Annotated in this window: 18 protein-coding genes; 8 read left to right on the top strand and 10 right to left on the bottom strand. The window is 75.1% G+C overall.

Annotation, left to right across the window (positions count from 1 at the left end):
• Window positions 1-96: 96 nt before the first annotated feature.
• Window positions 97-747: a bifunctional 2-polyprenyl-6-hydroxyphenol methylase/3-demethylubiquinol 3-O-methyltransferase UbiG gene (locus MicB006_RS13505; protein ID WP_116506466.1), complete on the top strand. Its 651-nt coding sequence runs from the start codon at window positions 97-99 to the stop codon at window positions 745-747.
• Between the two features lie 12 nt (window positions 748-759).
• Here MicB006_RS13505 and MicB006_RS13500 read toward each other — a convergent pair whose 3' ends face one another.
• The 7 genes from MicB006_RS13500 to MicB006_RS13475 form a co-directional block, all read right to left on the bottom strand.
• Window positions 760-1,962, bottom strand: a complete 1,203-nt coding sequence (locus MicB006_RS13500; RefSeq protein ID WP_225980736.1) for a sugar efflux transporter — start codon at window positions 1,960-1,962, stop codon at window positions 760-762.
• A 70-nt stretch (window positions 1,963-2,032) separates the two neighbouring features.
• Window positions 2,033-2,338, bottom strand: coding sequence for a DUF2470 domain-containing protein (locus MicB006_RS13495; RefSeq protein WP_116506464.1), 306 nt, complete (start codon window positions 2,336-2,338; stop codon window positions 2,033-2,035).
• Window positions 2,335-3,000, bottom strand: coding sequence for a heme oxygenase (biliverdin-producing) (locus MicB006_RS32325; RefSeq protein ID WP_225980735.1), 666 nt, complete (start codon window positions 2,998-3,000; stop codon window positions 2,335-2,337). The genes MicB006_RS13495 and MicB006_RS32325 overlap by 4 nt, the downstream gene beginning before the upstream one ends.
• Before the next feature lie 3 nt (window positions 3,001-3,003).
• Window positions 3,004-3,873, bottom strand: coding sequence for a heme ABC transporter ATP-binding protein (locus tag MicB006_RS32320; RefSeq protein WP_225980734.1), 870 nt, complete (start codon window positions 3,871-3,873; stop codon window positions 3,004-3,006).
• Window positions 3,870-4,973: an iron ABC transporter permease gene (locus MicB006_RS13485; RefSeq protein WP_116506462.1), complete on the bottom strand. Its 1,104-nt coding sequence runs from the start codon at window positions 4,971-4,973 to the stop codon at window positions 3,870-3,872. The genes MicB006_RS32320 and MicB006_RS13485 overlap by 4 nt, the downstream gene beginning before the upstream one ends.
• Window positions 4,970-6,010, bottom strand: a complete 1,041-nt coding sequence (locus MicB006_RS13480) for a hemin ABC transporter substrate-binding protein (protein WP_225980733.1) — start codon at window positions 6,008-6,010, stop codon at window positions 4,970-4,972. The genes MicB006_RS13485 and MicB006_RS13480 overlap by 4 nt, the downstream gene beginning before the upstream one ends.
• Window positions 6,007-6,816 (bottom strand): hypothetical protein, encoded by an 810-nt coding sequence (locus tag MicB006_RS13475; protein ID WP_225980732.1) that lies wholly within the window; start codon window positions 6,814-6,816, stop codon window positions 6,007-6,009. The genes MicB006_RS13480 and MicB006_RS13475 overlap by 4 nt, the downstream gene beginning before the upstream one ends.
• A gap of 214 nt (window positions 6,817-7,030) precedes the next feature.
• On the opposite strand from MicB006_RS13475, the gene MicB006_RS13470 reads away from it, so the two are divergent.
• The 3 genes from MicB006_RS13470 to MicB006_RS13460 all read left to right on the top strand — a co-directional run bounded on the left by MicB006_RS13470 (window position 7,031) and on the right by MicB006_RS13460 (window position 10,649).
• Window positions 7,031-8,524 (top strand): HtaA domain-containing protein, encoded by a 1,494-nt coding sequence (locus tag MicB006_RS13470; protein ID WP_116506458.1) that lies wholly within the window; start codon window positions 7,031-7,033, stop codon window positions 8,522-8,524.
• Between the two features lie 95 nt (window positions 8,525-8,619).
• A complete protein-coding gene (locus MicB006_RS13465) occupies window positions 8,620-9,744 on the top strand; it encodes a WxL protein peptidoglycan domain-containing protein (RefSeq protein ID WP_225980731.1) in 1,125 nt (374 codons plus the stop codon).
• Window positions 9,741-10,649, top strand: coding sequence for a hypothetical protein (locus MicB006_RS13460; RefSeq protein ID WP_116506456.1), 909 nt, complete (start codon window positions 9,741-9,743; stop codon window positions 10,647-10,649). The genes MicB006_RS13465 and MicB006_RS13460 overlap by 4 nt, the downstream gene beginning before the upstream one ends.
• On the opposite strand, the gene MicB006_RS13455 is transcribed toward MicB006_RS13460, so the two are convergent.
• Both MicB006_RS13455 and MicB006_RS32315 read right to left on the bottom strand, forming a co-directional pair.
• Window positions 10,646-12,115: an FMN-binding glutamate synthase family protein gene (locus tag MicB006_RS13455; RefSeq protein WP_225980730.1), complete on the bottom strand. Its 1,470-nt coding sequence runs from the start codon at window positions 12,113-12,115 to the stop codon at window positions 10,646-10,648. The two genes, MicB006_RS13460 and MicB006_RS13455, sit on opposite strands and share 4 nt — an antisense overlap.
• Window positions 12,091-12,252, bottom strand: coding sequence for a hypothetical protein (locus MicB006_RS32315; RefSeq protein ID WP_225980729.1), 162 nt, complete (start codon window positions 12,250-12,252; stop codon window positions 12,091-12,093). Before MicB006_RS32315 ends, MicB006_RS13455 begins: the two co-directional genes overlap by 25 nt.
• A gap of 7 nt (window positions 12,253-12,259) precedes the next feature.
• On the opposite strand from MicB006_RS32315, the gene MicB006_RS13450 reads away from it, so the two are divergent.
• The 4 genes from MicB006_RS13450 (at window position 12,260) to MicB006_RS13435 (ending at window position 14,773) form a co-directional block, all read left to right on the top strand.
• Window positions 12,260-12,871: an RNA polymerase sigma factor gene (locus MicB006_RS13450; protein ID WP_116506454.1), complete on the top strand. Its 612-nt coding sequence runs from the start codon at window positions 12,260-12,262 to the stop codon at window positions 12,869-12,871.
• The gene (locus MicB006_RS13445) at window positions 12,864-13,577 is read left to right on the top strand and encodes a hypothetical protein (protein WP_116506452.1); all 714 of its coding nucleotides are present in this window, start codon (window positions 12,864-12,866) and stop codon (window positions 13,575-13,577) included. The genes MicB006_RS13450 and MicB006_RS13445 overlap by 8 nt, the downstream gene beginning before the upstream one ends.
• Before the next feature lie 67 nt (window positions 13,578-13,644).
• The gene (locus MicB006_RS13440) at window positions 13,645-14,175 is read left to right on the top strand and encodes a hypothetical protein (RefSeq protein ID WP_116506451.1); all 531 of its coding nucleotides are present in this window, start codon (window positions 13,645-13,647) and stop codon (window positions 14,173-14,175) included.
• A 37-nt stretch (window positions 14,176-14,212) separates the two neighbouring features.
• Window positions 14,213-14,773: a hypothetical protein gene (locus MicB006_RS13435; protein WP_116506449.1), complete on the top strand. Its 561-nt coding sequence runs from the start codon at window positions 14,213-14,215 to the stop codon at window positions 14,771-14,773.
• 73 nt (window positions 14,774-14,846) lie between these two features.
• Here MicB006_RS13435 and MicB006_RS13430 read toward each other — a convergent pair whose 3' ends face one another.
• Entirely contained in the window at window positions 14,847-16,040 is a 1,194-nt protein-coding gene (locus MicB006_RS13430) for an endo-1,4-beta-xylanase (protein ID WP_116506447.1), read from the bottom strand.
• Window positions 16,041-16,137 lie beyond the last annotated feature (97 nt).

Genomic DNA, 16,137 nt, shown 5'->3' with positions numbered 1-16,137 from the left:
GTTTGCCGGAACGGCAAGGTTCCTTGCTGCTGGTCGGGCTGCGGCGCACGATGGTGGGGCCCGGGCGGGGAGACGCCCGGCGGCGAGGAGGCGGACATGACGGGGCACCACCACGAACACCCGGCGGCGGACACCGACCCGGGCCGGTTCTGGGACGAGCGGTACGGCCAGCGGGACCGGATCTGGAGCGGCCGGGTGAACCCGGTCCTGGCCGAGGTGGCCGGCACGCTGCCCCCGGGCACCGTGCTCGACCTGGGCAGCGGGGAGGGCGGCGACGCGGTCTGGCTGGCGTCGCAGGGATGGCGGGTCACCGCCGTGGACATCTCGTCCGTCGCGCTGGACCGCCTCGCCGTCGAGGCCGAGCGGGCCGGGGTGGCCGACCGGATCACCACCGTCCGGCACGACCTCACCCAGGGCTTCCCGCCCGGCCGGTACGACCTGGTGTCCGCGCAGTTCTTCCAGTCGCCGCTCGTCCTGCCCCGGGAGAAGGTGCTGCCCCCGGCCGCCGAAGCGGTCGCGCCCGGCGGCCGGCTGCTCGTCGTCGAGCACGGCGCGCCGCCGCCCTGGGCCGGACCCGACACCGGCCACCACCGGTTCGCCGAACCGGAGGAGATCCTGGCCGCGATGGACCTCGACCCGGACGGCTGGGACACCGAGCGGCTGGGCGCGGCGCGCCGTACCGCCACCGGCCCGGACGGCCGGACCGGCGAGCTGATCGACCATGTGGTGCTGGTGCGGCGCCGCTGACCGCCGCGCCGGTCAGGCCCGCGCGGCCGGCCGGGTCAGCAGCAGCACCAGCAGCCCGGTCGCGCACAGCGCGGTGCTCATGCCGTACGCCCACCGGTAGCCGACCTGCGCGGAGAGCCCGAGCAGCGGCCCGGCGAGCATGGCGCCGATCGGGAACGTGTTGGTGAACAGCGTGGTGGCCCGGCCCGGCTCGCCCGGCAGCAGATCCTGCACGTAGGCGATGCCGACGCCGGACACCGCGGCGATGAACAGCGCGTTCACCGGCTGCGCGAACAGCAGGAACGGCACGCTCGGCGCCAGCGCGGCGCTCGCGTAGTAGGCGACCCCGCAGGCGCCGCCGATCAGGATCAGCGGCCGCAGCCGGACCCGCGCGGTCAGCACGCCCAGCCCGAGGATCAGCGGGATCTCCAGCGCCGCGCACAGGCCCAGCACCAGCCCGGCGCGGGAGGGGTCGTCGTTCAGTTCGGTGTCGATGAACAGCGGCATCGCCTGCACGCCGACCGTCAGCGGGCACTGGAGCAGCACGAACGTGAGCGCCGTCAGCGCCAGCCGCAGCCGGGACGCGCCGGGCGGGCCGGGTGCCGAGCCGTCCGGATCGGCCGCGACCGGCCGCGCCGGCAGCGGCAGTTCCTCCAGCCGGAGCGCGGCCACCAGCGCGGCCAGCGCGTACATGACGGCGGCCATGCCGTAGACCAGGCGGAAGCCGCCGACGTCGAGCAGCACCGCGGCCAGCGCCGGTCCGGCCACCCAGGCGAACGAGAACACGGTACGCATGAGGCTGACGCCGAACGCGGCCCGCGCCGGATCGTCCCTGTCGAACAGCGCCCGGGTGTACGCGAACGACTGCGGGAACAGCGAGTTCGCCAGTGCCGTGGCGGTCGCGGTCAGCCCCAGCAGGATCCAGTAGTCGCGGACGTACGCGGTCAGGCCCGCGCCCGCCACGCCGGCCGGCGCGGCGCCGACCAGCAGCGCGCGCCGGATCGGCCGGCGGTCCGACAGCCGGCCGATCAGCGCGGAGGCGACCACCCCGGACAGCGGGGCGACGACCAGGAACACGGTCACCCGTATCGGACTGGCGTGGACCTCGCGGTCGAGGAACAGCGACAGGAACGGCAGCACCACGGCGGTGGACAGACCGACGGTCAGGAACACCACACCCAGCGGGAGCAGCCGGAATCGGCCGGCACGCACCGCCGGCCTGGTGTCCACAGCCATGCGGCGGACTGTACGCCGCGGCGGTGCGACGGCCGACCGAGTTTCCACCGCCGGGACGTGTCCCCGGCGCTCAGCCCGCCGGCCGGGGCGGTACGCCCGCCCGCTCACACGCCTCCTGGTACATGCGCACCACCTCCCGGCGGATCTGCGCCCGTTCGGTGAGCCGGTGGGCGAACGGGACGCGCACCGGGACCTCGGCGTCGCCGACGGTGATGGCGAAGTCGATGCCGTCGGCGTCCAGGCCGGTGGTACGGGCCGCTGTGGCGTCCGGCCGGCCGCCGAGCGTACGGCAGATCAGCAGCGCGTCCCCGGCGTGGTCGTCGTTCATGTGCCGGGCGACGGCGGCGACCACCTCCGGCGGGAAACCGGCGCTCACGCGGCGCCCTCCTGGCCGCTCGCCGCCACCAGGCGGCCCAGGCCGGTGAAGACCGCGATGTTGTGCTCGTACGCCACCAGCACCTCGTCGCGCAGCGCGTCGCGGCCCGCCTCGTCCAGCGGGAGCGCGTCGAGCCGCGCCCGGTAGGCGTCCTTGTACGACTTCGGGTCGGCGATGTGCGGGAAGCTGTAGAACGACGCCCCGGCCTCGCCGGTCACCACGTAGTACCGGGCCACGCAGCGCCCGATGTGCCGCCCGCCGGACAGGTCCCCGAGGTAGCGGATGTAGTGGTGCGCGATGAACCGCTCGGGCGACCCGGCGCAGGCCGAGGTGATCCGCGCGGCGTACGCGGACGCGGCCGGGATCGGCTCTATCACCTCGCGCCAGCGCGGGCCGAGCAGGAACCGCAGGTCGGCGGCGAGCGCGGGCAGCCGGGTCAGCGCGTCGTCGACGAACGGGCCGGCCAGCGGGTCGTCGCGCATCGTCTCCGCGACGCCCTCCAGCGCCGCGTAGATGACGTGGTGCGCGACGACGAGCGCGGTGTAGCCGGCCACGTCGAGTTCACCCGAGGTGAGCGCGGAGACGTACCGCTGGGACTCGGCGCTCTGGTGCGCGTCGCGGGTCTCGGCGCGCAGCCGGGCCGCGAACGTCTGGGAACTCATCTGTTATCTCTCCTCGCCAACTGACTGGTTCTCGGGCCGGCCGCGTCGCGGGACGATCAGCGGCAGCTCGTCACGGGGGTGGGGGACGACGTCGATGTCGTACCGGTAGACCTCGCTGAGCAGCGGGGCGGTGAGCACATCGCGCGGTGCTCCGGCGGCGCGGACGCGTCCGTCGCCGAGCAGGGTCACGGTGTCCGCGTACGCGCCGGTCAGCGTCAGGTCGTGCAGCACCACGACCACGGCGTCCCCGGCGCGGGCCCGCTCCCGGGCGATACGCATGACCAGTTCCTGGTGCCGCAGGTCGAGCGCGGCGGTCGGCTCGTCGAGCAGCAGCGTGGTGGCCTGCTGCGCGAGGACGCGGGCCAGCGCGGCGCGGGCCTGCTCGCCGCCGGAGAGCGCCGGGTACGGCCGGGCCGCGAAGCGGGCGACGTCGCAGCGTTCGAGCACGTCGGCGACGACGGCGTCGTCCTGGTCCCGTTCCGGCCGCCCGGCCCACGGCGCCCGGCCCATCCGGACCACCTCGCCGACGGTGAACGGGAAGCTCAGCGTGTTGCGCTGGGTGAGCACGGCGCGGCGCCAGGCCAGCTCCACCGGGCTCCACGACTCGCGGGGCAGCCCGTCGACCTCGATCCGGCCGGCGGCGGCCGGAACGTCACCGCTGATCGCGCCGAGCAGCGTCGACTTCCCGGCGCCGTTCGGCCCGACCAGGGCGTGCACCTCACCGGCGCGTACGTCCAGGTCGATCCCGTCGAGCACGGTCCGGCCGGCGCGCTCGACGCGCAGCCCGGCCACCCGGATCCGGAGGTGCCCGGCGGGCGCCGTCTCCGGTGGGCGGGCGGCGGCGAACCGGCGCGGCGGACGCGGGCGGCTCATCCCCAGCCTCCGGCCCGGTCGCGGGTGCGGCGCAGCAGCCAGAAGAACGCCGGTCCGCCGATGACCGCGGTGAGCACGCCGAGGGGCAGCTCCTGGTGCTCGACGAGAGTACGCGCCGCGAGGTCGGCGCCGATCACCACGACGGCCCCGCCGAGCGCGCTGGCGATCAGCAGCACCCGGTGGCCCGGTCCGGCGACCATCCGGATCAGGTGGGGCACGACCAGTCCGACGAAGCTGATGATGCCGGTGAACGCGACAGCGGCGGCGCCGAGGAGCGCGGTGACGACGATCAGCCGCATCCGCAGGCGTTCGACGTTGACGCCGAGGTGCCGGGCGGCGGGTTCGCCGAGGGCGAGCAGGTCGAGCCGGCGCGCGTCGGCGCAGGCGACGGCGAGGCCGACGAGCAGGCACGGCGCGGCGAGACCGACGGCCGTCCAACTGGCCTGGGCGAGGCTGCCGAGGTTCCAGAAGGCGATGGCCTGTACGCCGGCCTGGTCGGTGACGAACATGAGCAGCCCGATCACCGAGCCGGCGACCGCGTTGACCGCGACGCCGGTCAGGACCAGCGTCACCACCTCGGTCCGGCCCCCGGAGCGGGCCAGCGCGTACACCAGGTAGGTGGTGGCGAGGCCGCCGGCGAAGGCGGCGAGCGGCACTGTCCATCCGCCCAGGACGGTGACGCCGGTGACGATGGCCAGCGCGGCGCCGACGGCCGCGCCGGCCGACACCCCGATGACGCCGGGCTCGGCGAGCGGGTTGCCGAAGACGCCCTGCATGACCGCGCCGGCGCAGCCGAGGGCGGCGCCGACGACGGCCGCCAGCAGCACCCGGGGGAAACGGACGATCCAGAGCGCGTTCTCGCCCTGCGCCGCCGAGGGCAGCGGACCGAGGTCCAGGCCGAGGCGGTGCAGCACGGAGCCGAGCACCTCGGCGGGGGAGATCGCCACCTGGCCGCGCCCGGCCGCCAGCAGGGCGACGAGCACCAGGGCGACGCCGAGCCCGGCCAGCAGTACGGTTCCCCGCCGGCCGGGGGACCGGGGCGCGCCGGGCACGGGCGTCGGGTCGGCGGCGGGCGCGGGCCGCTTCCGTAGCGTGGTCACGACGGGTCCTCGCACGAGTAGACGGCGCGGGCCAGGGCCTGGACGACCCGTCCGGAGCGGACGCCGAAGGTGAGCAGCGTGCCGTCGGCCATGTCGACGACGCGCCGGTTCGCCCCGGCCGGCGTCTGCGCCACACCGGGCAGCTTCACCAGGCCGTCCACGCCGCCGACGGAGGCGAGCCCGGCGCTCATCACCAGGATCACGTCGGGCGCCGCGTTGATGAGGCCCTCGCTGGTCAGCGGGCGGAACTTGGACAGCCCGGCGGCGCTGCCGGCGTCGACGCCGCCGATCGCCTCGATCATCGCGTCGGACCCGGCGCCCCGGCCGCCGATCAGGTACACCCCGGCGGTGCCGCGCAGGTAGAGGAACGCGATTCGCGGCGCCCGGCCCGCCGGGGCGGCGCGCCGGGCTTCGGCGGTCTCGCTCTGCACGCGGGTCACCAGCCGCTCCCCGGCCTCCTGCACACCGAGCGCCGCCGCGATCGCACGGATGTGCGCCGGTACGCCGTCGAGGGTCGGCTCGGCCCGTACCTGCACGACCGGGATGCCCGCGGCGCCCAGCTGGCGCAGCACCTCGGGCGGTCCGACGCCGTCGTCGACGAGCACGACGCTCGGGTCGAGGTCGAGCACCGCCTCGGCGGAGAGGTCGTGCCCGCCCGGGGTGACCACCGGCAGGTGCGCGGCGGCGGGGAACGTGGTCGAGGTGTCCCGTCCGATGACGTTGCCGCCCAGGCCCAGGCCGAAGACGATCTCGGCGATCGAGCCGTGCAGGTTCACCGGGAGGATGCGGCTGACGTCGTCGACGGTGACCGTCCGGCCGTCGTCGGAGCGTACGGTGGCCGGCAGCGCGGGCGCGGGCGCCGGGCGGATCGGGTCGACGTCGGCGTCGTCCACCGTGGCGGTGACCGGCCCGCAGCCGGCGGCGGACGGCGTACCCGGTCCGCCCGGCGCGGCGCAGCCGGTCGCCGCCATGGTGGCCGCGAGCAGAGCGATCAGCGGTCCCCGGCGTGGTCGCCGGGGCCGGTGCGGGCGGCTCACCGGCCGGCACCGCGACGGCGCCGCCACCGGCCGAGGCCGATCAGGGCGACCAGGGCCAGCCCGACGGCGACGACCCCGACGGTCCATCCGCGTCCGGCCCCGGCGGTGTCGCTGACCCGGGTGACGTGGAGGTCGCCGGCCGCGGCCTGCGACGGCGCGCCGGCACCGGTCGCGGCGGGCGCCGCACCCGTCCCCCCCGCCGCGGCCGGCGCGCTGCCGGAGGCGGCCGGGGCCGGCGCGCCCTGGCCGGTGGTGGTCCCGGGCGCGGCTGCGGCGGGCATGGTCGCCTTCGGCGCCGGGTCCGCCTTCGCCGGGGCGCTCGTGGCGCCGGCGGCGAAGGTGACCGGCACCCGCACGTCCTGGGACCGGTCGGAGGCCCGGGTGTGGTCGGCGCGGGTGACGACAGCGCAGCGCCGGACGGTGCAGTCGACGTCGCCGATGGTGGGGGTCACCTTGACCGTCACCGAGAACGAGCCGCCGGGACCGTACGGCTTGGGCAGGCCCTCGGCGTAGCTGGGCGGGTTCGACGAGATCCACTGCGAGGCGCCGAGGCTGCCGCTGGTGTCGGCCCCGCCGCCGCACGGGGTCGCCGCCACGCCCGGTCCGTTGTCGACGCAGTACGCGACGTAGATGCCCTTGTCGACGTCGTAGCCGCGCCCGGAGACGGACACGGTGGCGCCGGAGCGGCTCAGGCCGGTGCTCGGGGTGACTGTGAGCTTCTGACCGCCGCTGCCGGTGGCGGTGCCGGCGTGGGCCGGCACGGGCATGGCGGCGACGACGGCAACGGTGAGCAGAACGGTGGTCAAGATGGTACGGCGCCGTGCTCGCATCGGGCTCCTCACACGACAGGTACGGCCGGGGGCCCGGCCGTGTGGCTACTAAGGTTTGGCTAACCTAAGCTGCAAAGCAGCAGGTCGCAAGGGGTCCGTTCGGTTAAAGATCTTGGGACGGTTCGCGGATCACCCGCATCTTAGGTTTGCCTAACCTAATGACTTCGCTTCCCCTCCCGAGAGGAACAGCATGTTCAGATCCAGAGCCGGAGCCCTCCGGTCGATGCGCTGGGCGGCGGTGCTCGCCCTCGGCGTGTCGAGCGCGCTCGTGGGCGCCGGACCCGCCTCGGCGGCCGAGGCCGAGATCACCAGCGGCAGTCTGACCTGGGGTTTCAAGGCCAGCTTCCGCAACTACATCAAGGCCGGCAACGGGAACCCGCCGATCGCGGTCAGCAACGGCGCCGCGGTCAACGCCGACGGCACGTTCACGTTCCCGTCGACCGGCGGCACGCACGACGCCGCCGCCGGCACGACGAACGCCACCTACGGCGGCACGGTGGTCTTCTCCTACCCGGCGCACCTGCTGACCATCACGCTGGCCAACCCGACTGTCGCCGTCTCCGGTGGCACCGCCTCGCTGAAGGCGGACGTCGATCTGGCCACCACGATGACCGAGCCGGTCTCGGTCAAGCAGGCCACCATCGCCACGCTCACCGGCGCTCCCGCCACCAGCGGGAACACGGTGACGGGCAGCAACCTCGCCGCGGCGCTCACCAGCGCGGGAGCCAGCGCGTTCAACGGCTTCTACGTCGCCGGTGAGGCGCTGGACCCGGTGTCGTTCACGTTCACCACCGGCGGCGGCACCGCGCCCGCCACCCCGGCGGTGACGGTCGACCCGGCCCAGGGCCTCGACCCGGCCGGCGCCACGGTCACCGTCCGCGGCACCGGCTTCGACCCGGACTTCAACAACGGGGCGGGCATCTACGTCTCGTTCGGACCGAAGGTCGACGAGCACTGGGCCAACGCCGGCGTGCTCCAGGTCACCAAGTGGGTGAACAAGACCAACGAGCCGACCGACGCCCGGGACCGGATGGCCGCCGACGGCAGCTTCACCACGACGCTGCCGATCAGCGCCGTCTACACCGACCGCAACGGCGACGAGGTGGACTGCAGCGAGGTGCAGTGCTACGTCATCACCTTCGCCGCCCGCGGTTCGGCCGACCGCCGCCAGGACACGTTCACCCCGATCACCTTCACCCGTACCGGCGGGGGTGGGAACTCGGCCCAGCAGCGGATCACCAGCACCGTGACCGGCGGCCCGCTCAGCCTGAGCGTGGCCGGCGCGAACGTCGCCCTGCCGCCGGTCGGCAAGGGCGAGTACGCCCGGGCGCCGCTGAACACCGCCACGGTGGCCGACCTGCGCGGTGCCGGCACCGGCTGGAGCCTGGTCGGACAGGTCTCCGACTTCACCTCCGCCGCCGGTGGCGTCATCGCCGGGAACTACCTCGGCTGGGCGCCGACGGCGAACGTGGTGAACGACCCGCTGGGCGGCACCACCGGCGCCGTCACCCCGGGCGCGGTGGCCGCCCCCGGCGCCGGTCTCGGTGAGGCCCGTGCGCTGTGCACGGCCGGAGCCGGGACCAGCAACGGCGTCTTCGCCTGTGGCGCCGAACTCAACCTCGGTGTCCCGGCGTCCGCCGCGGCGGGCGACTACGTCGCCACGCTCACCCTGACCCTCTCCTGATTCACCGACCGGGTCGGACCTGGTGGGGCGCGGGCATGTCGCCCGCGCCCCACCAGCGGCGTCCGCCCGGCGACCACCTCGCAGCGGAGCACGGTATGCCCCTCCTCACGCCCTCCACCCGCATCCCGGCCGCCCGGATCGGCGCCGCGCTCGCCGCCGTGCTGCTCGCGGTGCTGCTCGGGCCACCGTCGCGCGGCGAGGCCGCCCCCCGGCCCGCGCCGTCCGCCGACCCCGGCGCCGCCCGCTGGGCGGTCCAGCCGTCCGGACCCGGCGGGCCGACCGGGCGCAACTACTTCACGTACGACCTGGCGCCCGGCGACAGCGTCACCGACCACGTCGGCGTCACCAATCTCGGTGACCGGCCGCTCACCTTCGCGGTGTACGGCACCGACGCGTACACCACCACCGACGGCGCCTTCGCGCTGCTGCCCTCGGACCGGGCCGCCACCGACGTCGGCGCCTGGATCGGCGTCGACCGGCGGAGCTGGACCGTCCAGCCCGGGAAGCGCGCGGACATCCCGTTCCGCCTCACCGTGCCGCGCAACGCCACACCGGGCGACCACACCGGCGGCGTGATCGCCGCGGTCGCCCAGGACGGCGTCACCGCCGACGGGCAGCGGGTCCGGCTCGACCAGCGGATCGCCGCCCGGGTCTACCTCCGCGTGGCCGGCGAGGTCCGCCCCGCCGTGACAGTCGAATCGGTACGCGTCGACTACGACACCCCGCTCAACCCGATCGGCCGCGCCGACCTCACGGTCACCTACCGGATCCGCAACAGCGGCAACGTCCGCGTCGGCGGCACCGGCGCGGTGGTCGTCGCCGGCCCGGCCGGCTGGACGCTGTCCCGGACCAGCCCGGTCGACCTGCCGGAGCTGCTGCCGGGCGCCGAGTTCACTGTCACCGAGCGGGTCACCGGGGTGCCGCCCGCGCTGCGGCTGACCGCGACAGTCGACCTCGCACCCACCACCGTCGACACCGCGCTGCCCCCGGTGCAGCGCACCGCGAGCGTGTGGGCGCTGCCCTGGCTGCTCCTCGCCGCGCTGGCGGTCACCGGAGCCTGGCTCTACCTGCGCCGACGTCGCCGCACCACCTCGGCCGGGTCGGGGCCCCCGGTCGCCTCCGCCGGGCCGGGGGAGACGTCCGGCACGTCCGGCGCCGAGACGGCCGGGCCCTCCGCGACCGGTGAGACGGTGGGCGGCGCGGCGCCCGGCGCCCGGTGACGCCGTTCCTGCCGGCCGCCGCTGCCATCCTCGCGCTGGCCGTGCCGGCGCCGGTCCCGCCGCCGTCGTCCGCGTGGACCGGTGTCGCGATGCTCGCGCAGGCCGCGCCGTCGCCGTCGCCGTCGCCCGCGGCCACGCGGCCCGCGATCGTCGTGCCGTCCGGGCCGCTGACGGTCGGGCAGCGGGTCACCGTCACACTGCGCGGCTGGCCGGTCGGCCCGGTCCATCTGACCGTGTGCGGTAACGACGCCCGCCGGGGCGCGCTCGACTGCGCCAACGAACAGGCCACCACCGTCCAGGCGCCGGCGGGCACGGGGATGGCGCCGATCCTGCTGGCGGCGCCGCCGGTCGCCTGCCCCTGCGTGCTGCGGGCCGCTGACCTCAGCGGCGCCGCGCAGGTCACCGCCGCGCTGCCGCTGAGCGGCGTGACCGCCGCCCCGGCGCCCGCGCCGGCCGCCGCGCCGCGACTGCACCTCGACGAGCTGCGCGTCGCCGGCCGCGGCCCGCTACGGGCATGGTTCGGGCTGCCCGAGACGCTCACCGTACGCGTCGCGCTGCGCAACCCCGGCCCGGCCGACGTGGTCGATCCGCCGTTCACGCTGCTGTTCGGCCGGCCCGGACGGGCGCACACCATCGTCGCCGCCCCGCCGCTGGGCACCATCGGCGCCGGACAGGCCCGGACGTACGAGATCCCGGTGCCGGTGGACGTCGCCGTGCTCGGGAAGCACGAACTGCACGGCCGCGTCGACGTACCGGAACAGCCGGTGGCCTTCGTGGTCGAGACCCGCCGCTATCCCTGGGGACTGCTCGGCGCGGCGGCCGTCCTGGTGGTCGCGCCGATCGTGCTCCGGCCGCGCCCGCCGCGCCGCCGGGGCCGGCACCGCACCGCCGAGGGGACCGGCTAGCCGACGGCGGTGGGGGAGGGCGGCGCGCTGCCACCCTGCGGCGCCTCCGCAGTCATCAGCCGGACGATCTCCGCCCGGTCGGCTGCCGACGGCATCCCCCACTCCGGCCGGTAGCCGAACGCCCGGTCCAGCGGGATCGACGAGGTCCGGCCGTCGAGGATCTCCACCGCGTCGGTGCCGATCAGCCCGGGGTGCTCGACGCCGCACGCCTCGGCCACCTTGACCAGGTCGCGGCGCAGCGTACGGATGTAGTTCGCGGCCCGCACCGACTTGCGGGCCGGGTCGAGGCCCCGGGCCAGCCAGGCGTTCTGCGTGGCGACGCCGGTCGGGCAGGTGTCGGTGTGGCACTTCTGCGCCTGGATGCAGCCGATCGCCAGCATCGCCTCCCGCCCGACGTTGACCATGTCGGCGCCGAGCGCGAACGCCACCACCGCGTTGTCCGGCAGCCCCAGCTTGCCGGCGCCGACGAACACCACCTGCTCGTGCAGGTCGCGTTCGGCGAACGTCCGGTAGACCCGGGAGAAGCCCTGCTGGAACGGCAGCGAGACCGAGTCGCTGAAGATCAGCGGCGCGGCGCCGGTGCCGCCCTCACCGCCGTCGATCGTCACGAAGTCCACGCCGCGCCCGGTGTCGCGCATCAGCGTGGTCAGCTCCTCCCAGAACCCGAGGTCGCCGACGGCGGACTTGATGCCGACCGGCAGGCCGGTCTCGGCGGCGAGCAGCTCCACCCAGTCCAGGAGGCTGTCGCAGTCGGAGAACTCGGCGTGCCGGGACGGGCTGACGCAGTCGAGCCCGGCCGGGATGCCCCGGGTGGCGGCGATCTCGGCGGAGACCTTCGCCGCCGGCAGCAGGCCGCCCAGGCTCGGCTTGGCGCCCTGGCTGAGCTTGATCTCCAGCGCGCGTACCGGCTCGGCCGCGACGAGGTCCTTGAGCCGTTCCAGGCTGAACCGGCCGCGCTCGTCCCGGCAGCCGAAGTACGCGGTGCCGAGCTGGAAGACCAGCTCACCGCCGTTGCGGTGGTACGGCGACAGCCCGCCCTCACCGGTGTTGTGCAGGCAGCCGGCCAGCGCGGCACCCCGGTTGAGCGCCTCCACCGCGTTGCCGGACAGCGAGCCGAAGCTCATCCCGGAGATGTTCACCACCGACTGCGGGCGGAACGCCCGCGCCCGGCCGCGCGCCGCGCCGAGCACCTTGGCGCAGGGCAGCGTCACGTCGTGCCCGGCGGTCGGCGTCGACGGTGGCACCGCCCGGCCGAACGTGCGGTGCTTGATGATCGGATAGCCGGAGGTGTGCTCGATGTCGTTGTCGGTGCCGAAACCGAAGTAGTTGTTCTCCTGCTTGGCCGAGGCGTACACCCAGCGCCGTTGGTCGCGGGTGAACGGCCGCTCCTCGTCGTTGCCGGCCACGATGTACTGCCGCAGCTCCGGGCCGATCGACTCGATCAGGTACCGGGCCCGGCCCAGCACCGGGAGTTGCGGCGCAGCGCGTGGTCGCGTTGCAGCAGGTCCCGCGCCGCCAGCGCGGCGACGGCGGCGACGGCTGCGGGTACGGCTCTTCTCGCCCAGCTCATCCCGCCACTCTTTCCGGCACGGTCACCGGTCAAACGCCTGATGGAACCCGGCCGCCGCGGGCGGTGTCATGGAAGCGGACCGACGGCGGAGGTTGCCCTGGACGACGACGAGATCGTCACCCGCGTACGCGCCGGCGACCGGGAGGCGTACGACACCCTGGTCGCCCGGCACACCGCGTCCGCGTACCGGACGGCGGTGCTGCTGGGCGCCGGGCCGGACGCCGAGGACGTGGTGCAGGAGGCGTTCGTCAAGGCGTACCGGAAACTGTCCCGCTACCGGGCCGAGGCGTCGTTCCGGTCCTGGCTGCTCGCGATCGTCGCCAACGAGACCCGGAACCTGCACCGGACGCGCAGCCGGCGCGACGGCCTGGTGTTGCGCGCGGCGGCGGCGGACCCGGTCGGGCCGAGCGGCGCCGACGACGGGCTCGACGCGGTGCTGGCGGCCGAGCGCCGGGCCGAGCTGGTGGGGGCGCTGCGGCGGCTGCCCGCCCGCGACCGCGAGGCGATCGTCTGCCGCTACCTGCTGGACCTCGGCGAGGACGAGACGGCCACGGTGCTGGGGCTGCCCCGGGGCACTGTGAAGTCGCGGACCCACCGGGCGCTGGCCAAGCTGCGTGCCCTGCTGGACCGGGAGGTGGCGCGCCGTGGATGACCTGGAGCGGGAGCTGCGTGACCTGGCCGGCTGGCTGGAGCCGGCGCGGACGCCGGACGTCACCGCGCGGGTCCGCGCCCGGCTCGACGCGCCGGTGCCGCGTCGCCGCCGGCGGTACGTGCTGGCCGCCGTGCTCGCCGCGCTGCTCGTGGCGGCGCTGCCGCCGGGCCGGGCCGCGCTCGCCGACGCGGTGACCGGGCTGCTGCGGTTCTCCGGCGTCGTCATCGACTCCGCGCCCGCCCCGCCGCTGACCGGCACGCCCTCGCCGCTGCCGGCGCAGCGTCACGTCGCCCTGGCCGAGGCGCAACGCCAGGTCCGCTTCCCGATCCGGGTGCCGTCCCGCCTCGGCGTGCCGGAACTGGTCCTGGTGGCCGACCCGGACGGCACCGGCGGCCACCGGGTCGTCAGCCTGCTCTACCGGGGCGGCACGGTGCGCCTGGACGCGTTCGACGGCTCGCTCGACATCGTGTTCCACAAGCGGACCGCCGGCGCGGACGTGACGCTCACCCAGGTCGGCGGCGAGTTCGCGGTCTGGGTCGGCGGGCCGCACGCGCTGGCGTACGTGGACCGGTCGGGGACGGAACGGGTGGCGACCGCGCGGTTGTCCGCCGCCACGCTGATCTGGGAGCGGGCCGGGGTGAGCTACCGGCTGGAGGGCGACCTGACCCGCGAGCAGGCGCTGGACGTCGCATCCTCACTGCGGTGAGCGCGGCGGAACCTCGGCGCGCCGGGCGGTGTCGGAGATGACGAGAGTCGTCGACGGGGGAGGGCGGATGTCCGTTCCGAGAAGAGTTCTGCTGGCGCCGGTCCTGCTGCTGGCCGGTTGCACCGGCCCGGTCGCGGTCCCGGCCACCGGCCCGGCCACCACGCAGACCACGGTTCCGGCCGCCGGGCCGTCCGTGCCGCCGGCGTGCGCCGAACGGGTGGAGACCGGCCGGCTGCCGGACTGGGCGGACGCCGGGTTCACCGGCGACACGAGGGTGCGGCACGTCTTCGGCGCCGGGGGCGAGATCGTGGCGATCCTGTTCGCGTACCCGCTCGTGCACGACCGCGGTGACGGCGCGAACAACAAGATCCTCTGGGTGGCCCGCCCCGAGCCCGGCCGGTCCGAACCGGCGCCACGGACGCCTCTGGTGATCACCGCGACGCGGGACGGGACGGGCGCCCCGGTCGTCCGCGAGGTGGAGGGCGGACCCGGCCCGTCCATCGTCGACCTGCCGGCCGCCGGGTGCTGGCGGCTGCGGCTGGACTGGTCGGGCCGCACCGACACGATGGATCTGGTCTACCGGCCGGCGTCCGGCTGACCGGCATGGCCGCCGCCGGTGCGGGTAACGCTGCGTCATGGCGAAGTACACCGAGCCGGAGCTGCGGGAGCGCCTCAAGGCCGAGATCCGCGCCTCCGACAGGGGCGGACGGCCGGGGCAGTGGTCGGCGCGCAAGTCGCAGCTGCTGACGAACGAGTACAAGAAGGCCGGCGGGGGATTCGAGGGCCCGAAGGACGCACGGCAGCGCTCGCTGCAACGCTGGGGCGGCGAGCAGTGGCAGACCCGCAGCGGTGACACGCGCGCCCGCAACGGCGGCGAGACCCGTCGTTACCTGCCCAAACAGGCGTGGGAGGAGCTGTCGGAGGCCGAACGGCGCGACACCGACACCCGCAAGCGTCGCGCGTCGCGCTCCGGCCGCCAGTACGTGCCGAACACCGGCCCGGCCAAGCGGGCCCGCCGGGACGCCACCGCCGCCGAGCAACTCGACGAGTTGCCGGTGACCGAGGCGGTCAAGCTGATCCGCGACCTCGACACCCGTCAGCTCGACGCGGCGCTGCGCCGGGAACGGCGCGGCAAGGCCCGCAAGACGCTCATCGGGCGGCTGGAGTCGGAACTGGGCCGCCGCCGCGCGGCGTGAGCGCGGACCGGCCGCGCCACCACAGGCGGCGGGGCCGGTCACCGGACCGGCCCCGCCGTGGTGCGCCAGTGGCCTAGCGGCGTGGCTGCTGGGGGATGCGCGGGAGCACGTAGGGCGGACCCGAGAAGATCAGGTCGGCCTTGAGCTCGTGGTAGGCGAGCTTGGGCTGGTAGTTCTCGTCGTACACGGTGGCCAGGCCCTCCGGCGGGTCGGAGAACGCGCCGGGCACCCAGGAGTGCTTGTCGGTGAAGCCCCAGAGGGTGAACGACAGGCAGTGCCGCTCGGCCAGGCAGGCCTGCATCAGCACGCTGAAGTTCGCCGCGGACGCCTGCAGGCGCGGGTTGATCTCGGCCGAGTCGCCGGCTTCCACCCCGTCGGTGATCTGGCTGCGCACGTCCACCTCGGTGAGCGCCGTGGCCAGCCCGAGCCCGGCGAACTTGCGCAGGGCCGCGACCACCTGGAGCGTGCTGAAGTTGCCGTACTGGGTGCCCAGGTGGCCCTGTGCGCCCACGCCGTCGATCGGCACGCCCTTGGCCCGCAGGTCACGGACCATGTTGTAGACGAACTGCGTCTTGTCGTCGGCCGGGTTGCCGGAGCCGAACGCCTCGATGTTGTAGTCGTTGTAGAACAGCAGCGCCTTCGGGTCGGCGGCGCGGGCCCAGCGGAACGCGTCGGCGAGGTAGCCGGGCCCGAGGTTCTGTGCCCAGAACCCCTTGTAGTGCAGGGTGGACGGGGTGTCCCAGGGGTCGCTGACCGCCTCGTTCACCACGTCCCACTGCCAGATCTTGCCCTTGAAGTGGGTGACCACGGCGGTGATGTGGTTGCGCAGGATCTGGCGCAGCTCGGCCTTGCTGATCGAGCCGTCCGCGACGCCGCTGGTCAGCCACGCCGGCAGCTGGTTGTGCCAGACCAGCACGTGGCCGCGGACCCGCTGGTTGTTCTTGCGGGCGAACTCGATCAGCTCGTCGGCCGGGCCCCAGTTGTAGGTGCCCCGGGTGGGCTCCAGGCTCTCCCACTTCATCACGTTCTCGGCGGTGACTGTGGAGAACTCGGACGCGGTGATCTGGCGGTACTGCGGTTCGGTGGCGTCGTTGAGCGCGGCCATGTCCACCGCGGTGCCCACGTACAGGCCGTGGCGCTTGGCCAGTTCGCGCAGGCTCTGCGTGGCCGGGTCGTACGGGCGTCCCGCCGTCGCGGGGACGACGTTGAGGGCGGTGGCGGTCACGACGGCGACCGCGCCGGCGGCGAGCCAGCGTCTCAGCTTCATCTCGTTCCTTCCGGGGAGGTGCGCTCGGCCCGAGGGCCGGCGGTGGCGGTGCCGGGGCTGCCGCGGCGTGGAACGGAGCGGCGGGTTGCCCGGGCGG

The sequence above is a fragment of the Micromonospora sp. B006 genome, from assembly GCF_003408515.1.
Taxonomy (GTDB): domain Bacteria; phylum Actinomycetota; class Actinomycetes; order Mycobacteriales; family Micromonosporaceae; genus Micromonospora; species Micromonospora echinospora_A.
This window is presented reverse-complemented; position numbering and strand designations above follow the sequence as displayed.

Coding starts and splice junctions, on each gene's coding strand:
- MicB006_RS13505 (WP_116506466.1), top strand. CDS start 97: ATGACGGGGCACCACCACGAACACCCGGCGGCGGACACCGACCCGGGC.
- MicB006_RS13500 (WP_225980736.1), bottom strand. CDS start 1,962: ATGGCTGTGGACACCAGGCCGGCGGTGCGTGCCGGCCGATTCCGGCTG.
- MicB006_RS32325 (WP_225980735.1), bottom strand. CDS start 3,000: ATGAGTTCCCAGACGTTCGCGGCCCGGCTGCGCGCCGAGACCCGCGAC.
- MicB006_RS32320 (WP_225980734.1), bottom strand. CDS start 3,873: ATGAGCCGCCCGCGTCCGCCGCGCCGGTTCGCCGCCGCCCGCCCACCG.
- MicB006_RS13470 (WP_116506458.1), top strand. CDS start 7,031: ATGTTCAGATCCAGAGCCGGAGCCCTCCGGTCGATGCGCTGGGCGGCG.
- MicB006_RS13465 (WP_225980731.1), top strand. CDS start 8,620: ATGCCCCTCCTCACGCCCTCCACCCGCATCCCGGCCGCCCGGATCGGC.
- MicB006_RS13450 (WP_116506454.1), top strand. CDS start 12,260: ATGGAACCCGGCCGCCGCGGGCGGTGTCATGGAAGCGGACCGACGGCG.
- MicB006_RS13440 (WP_116506451.1), top strand. CDS start 13,645: ATGTCCGTTCCGAGAAGAGTTCTGCTGGCGCCGGTCCTGCTGCTGGCC.
- MicB006_RS13435 (WP_116506449.1), top strand. CDS start 14,213: ATGGCGAAGTACACCGAGCCGGAGCTGCGGGAGCGCCTCAAGGCCGAG.
- MicB006_RS13430 (WP_116506447.1), bottom strand. CDS start 16,040: ATGAAGCTGAGACGCTGGCTCGCCGCCGGCGCGGTCGCCGTCGTGACC.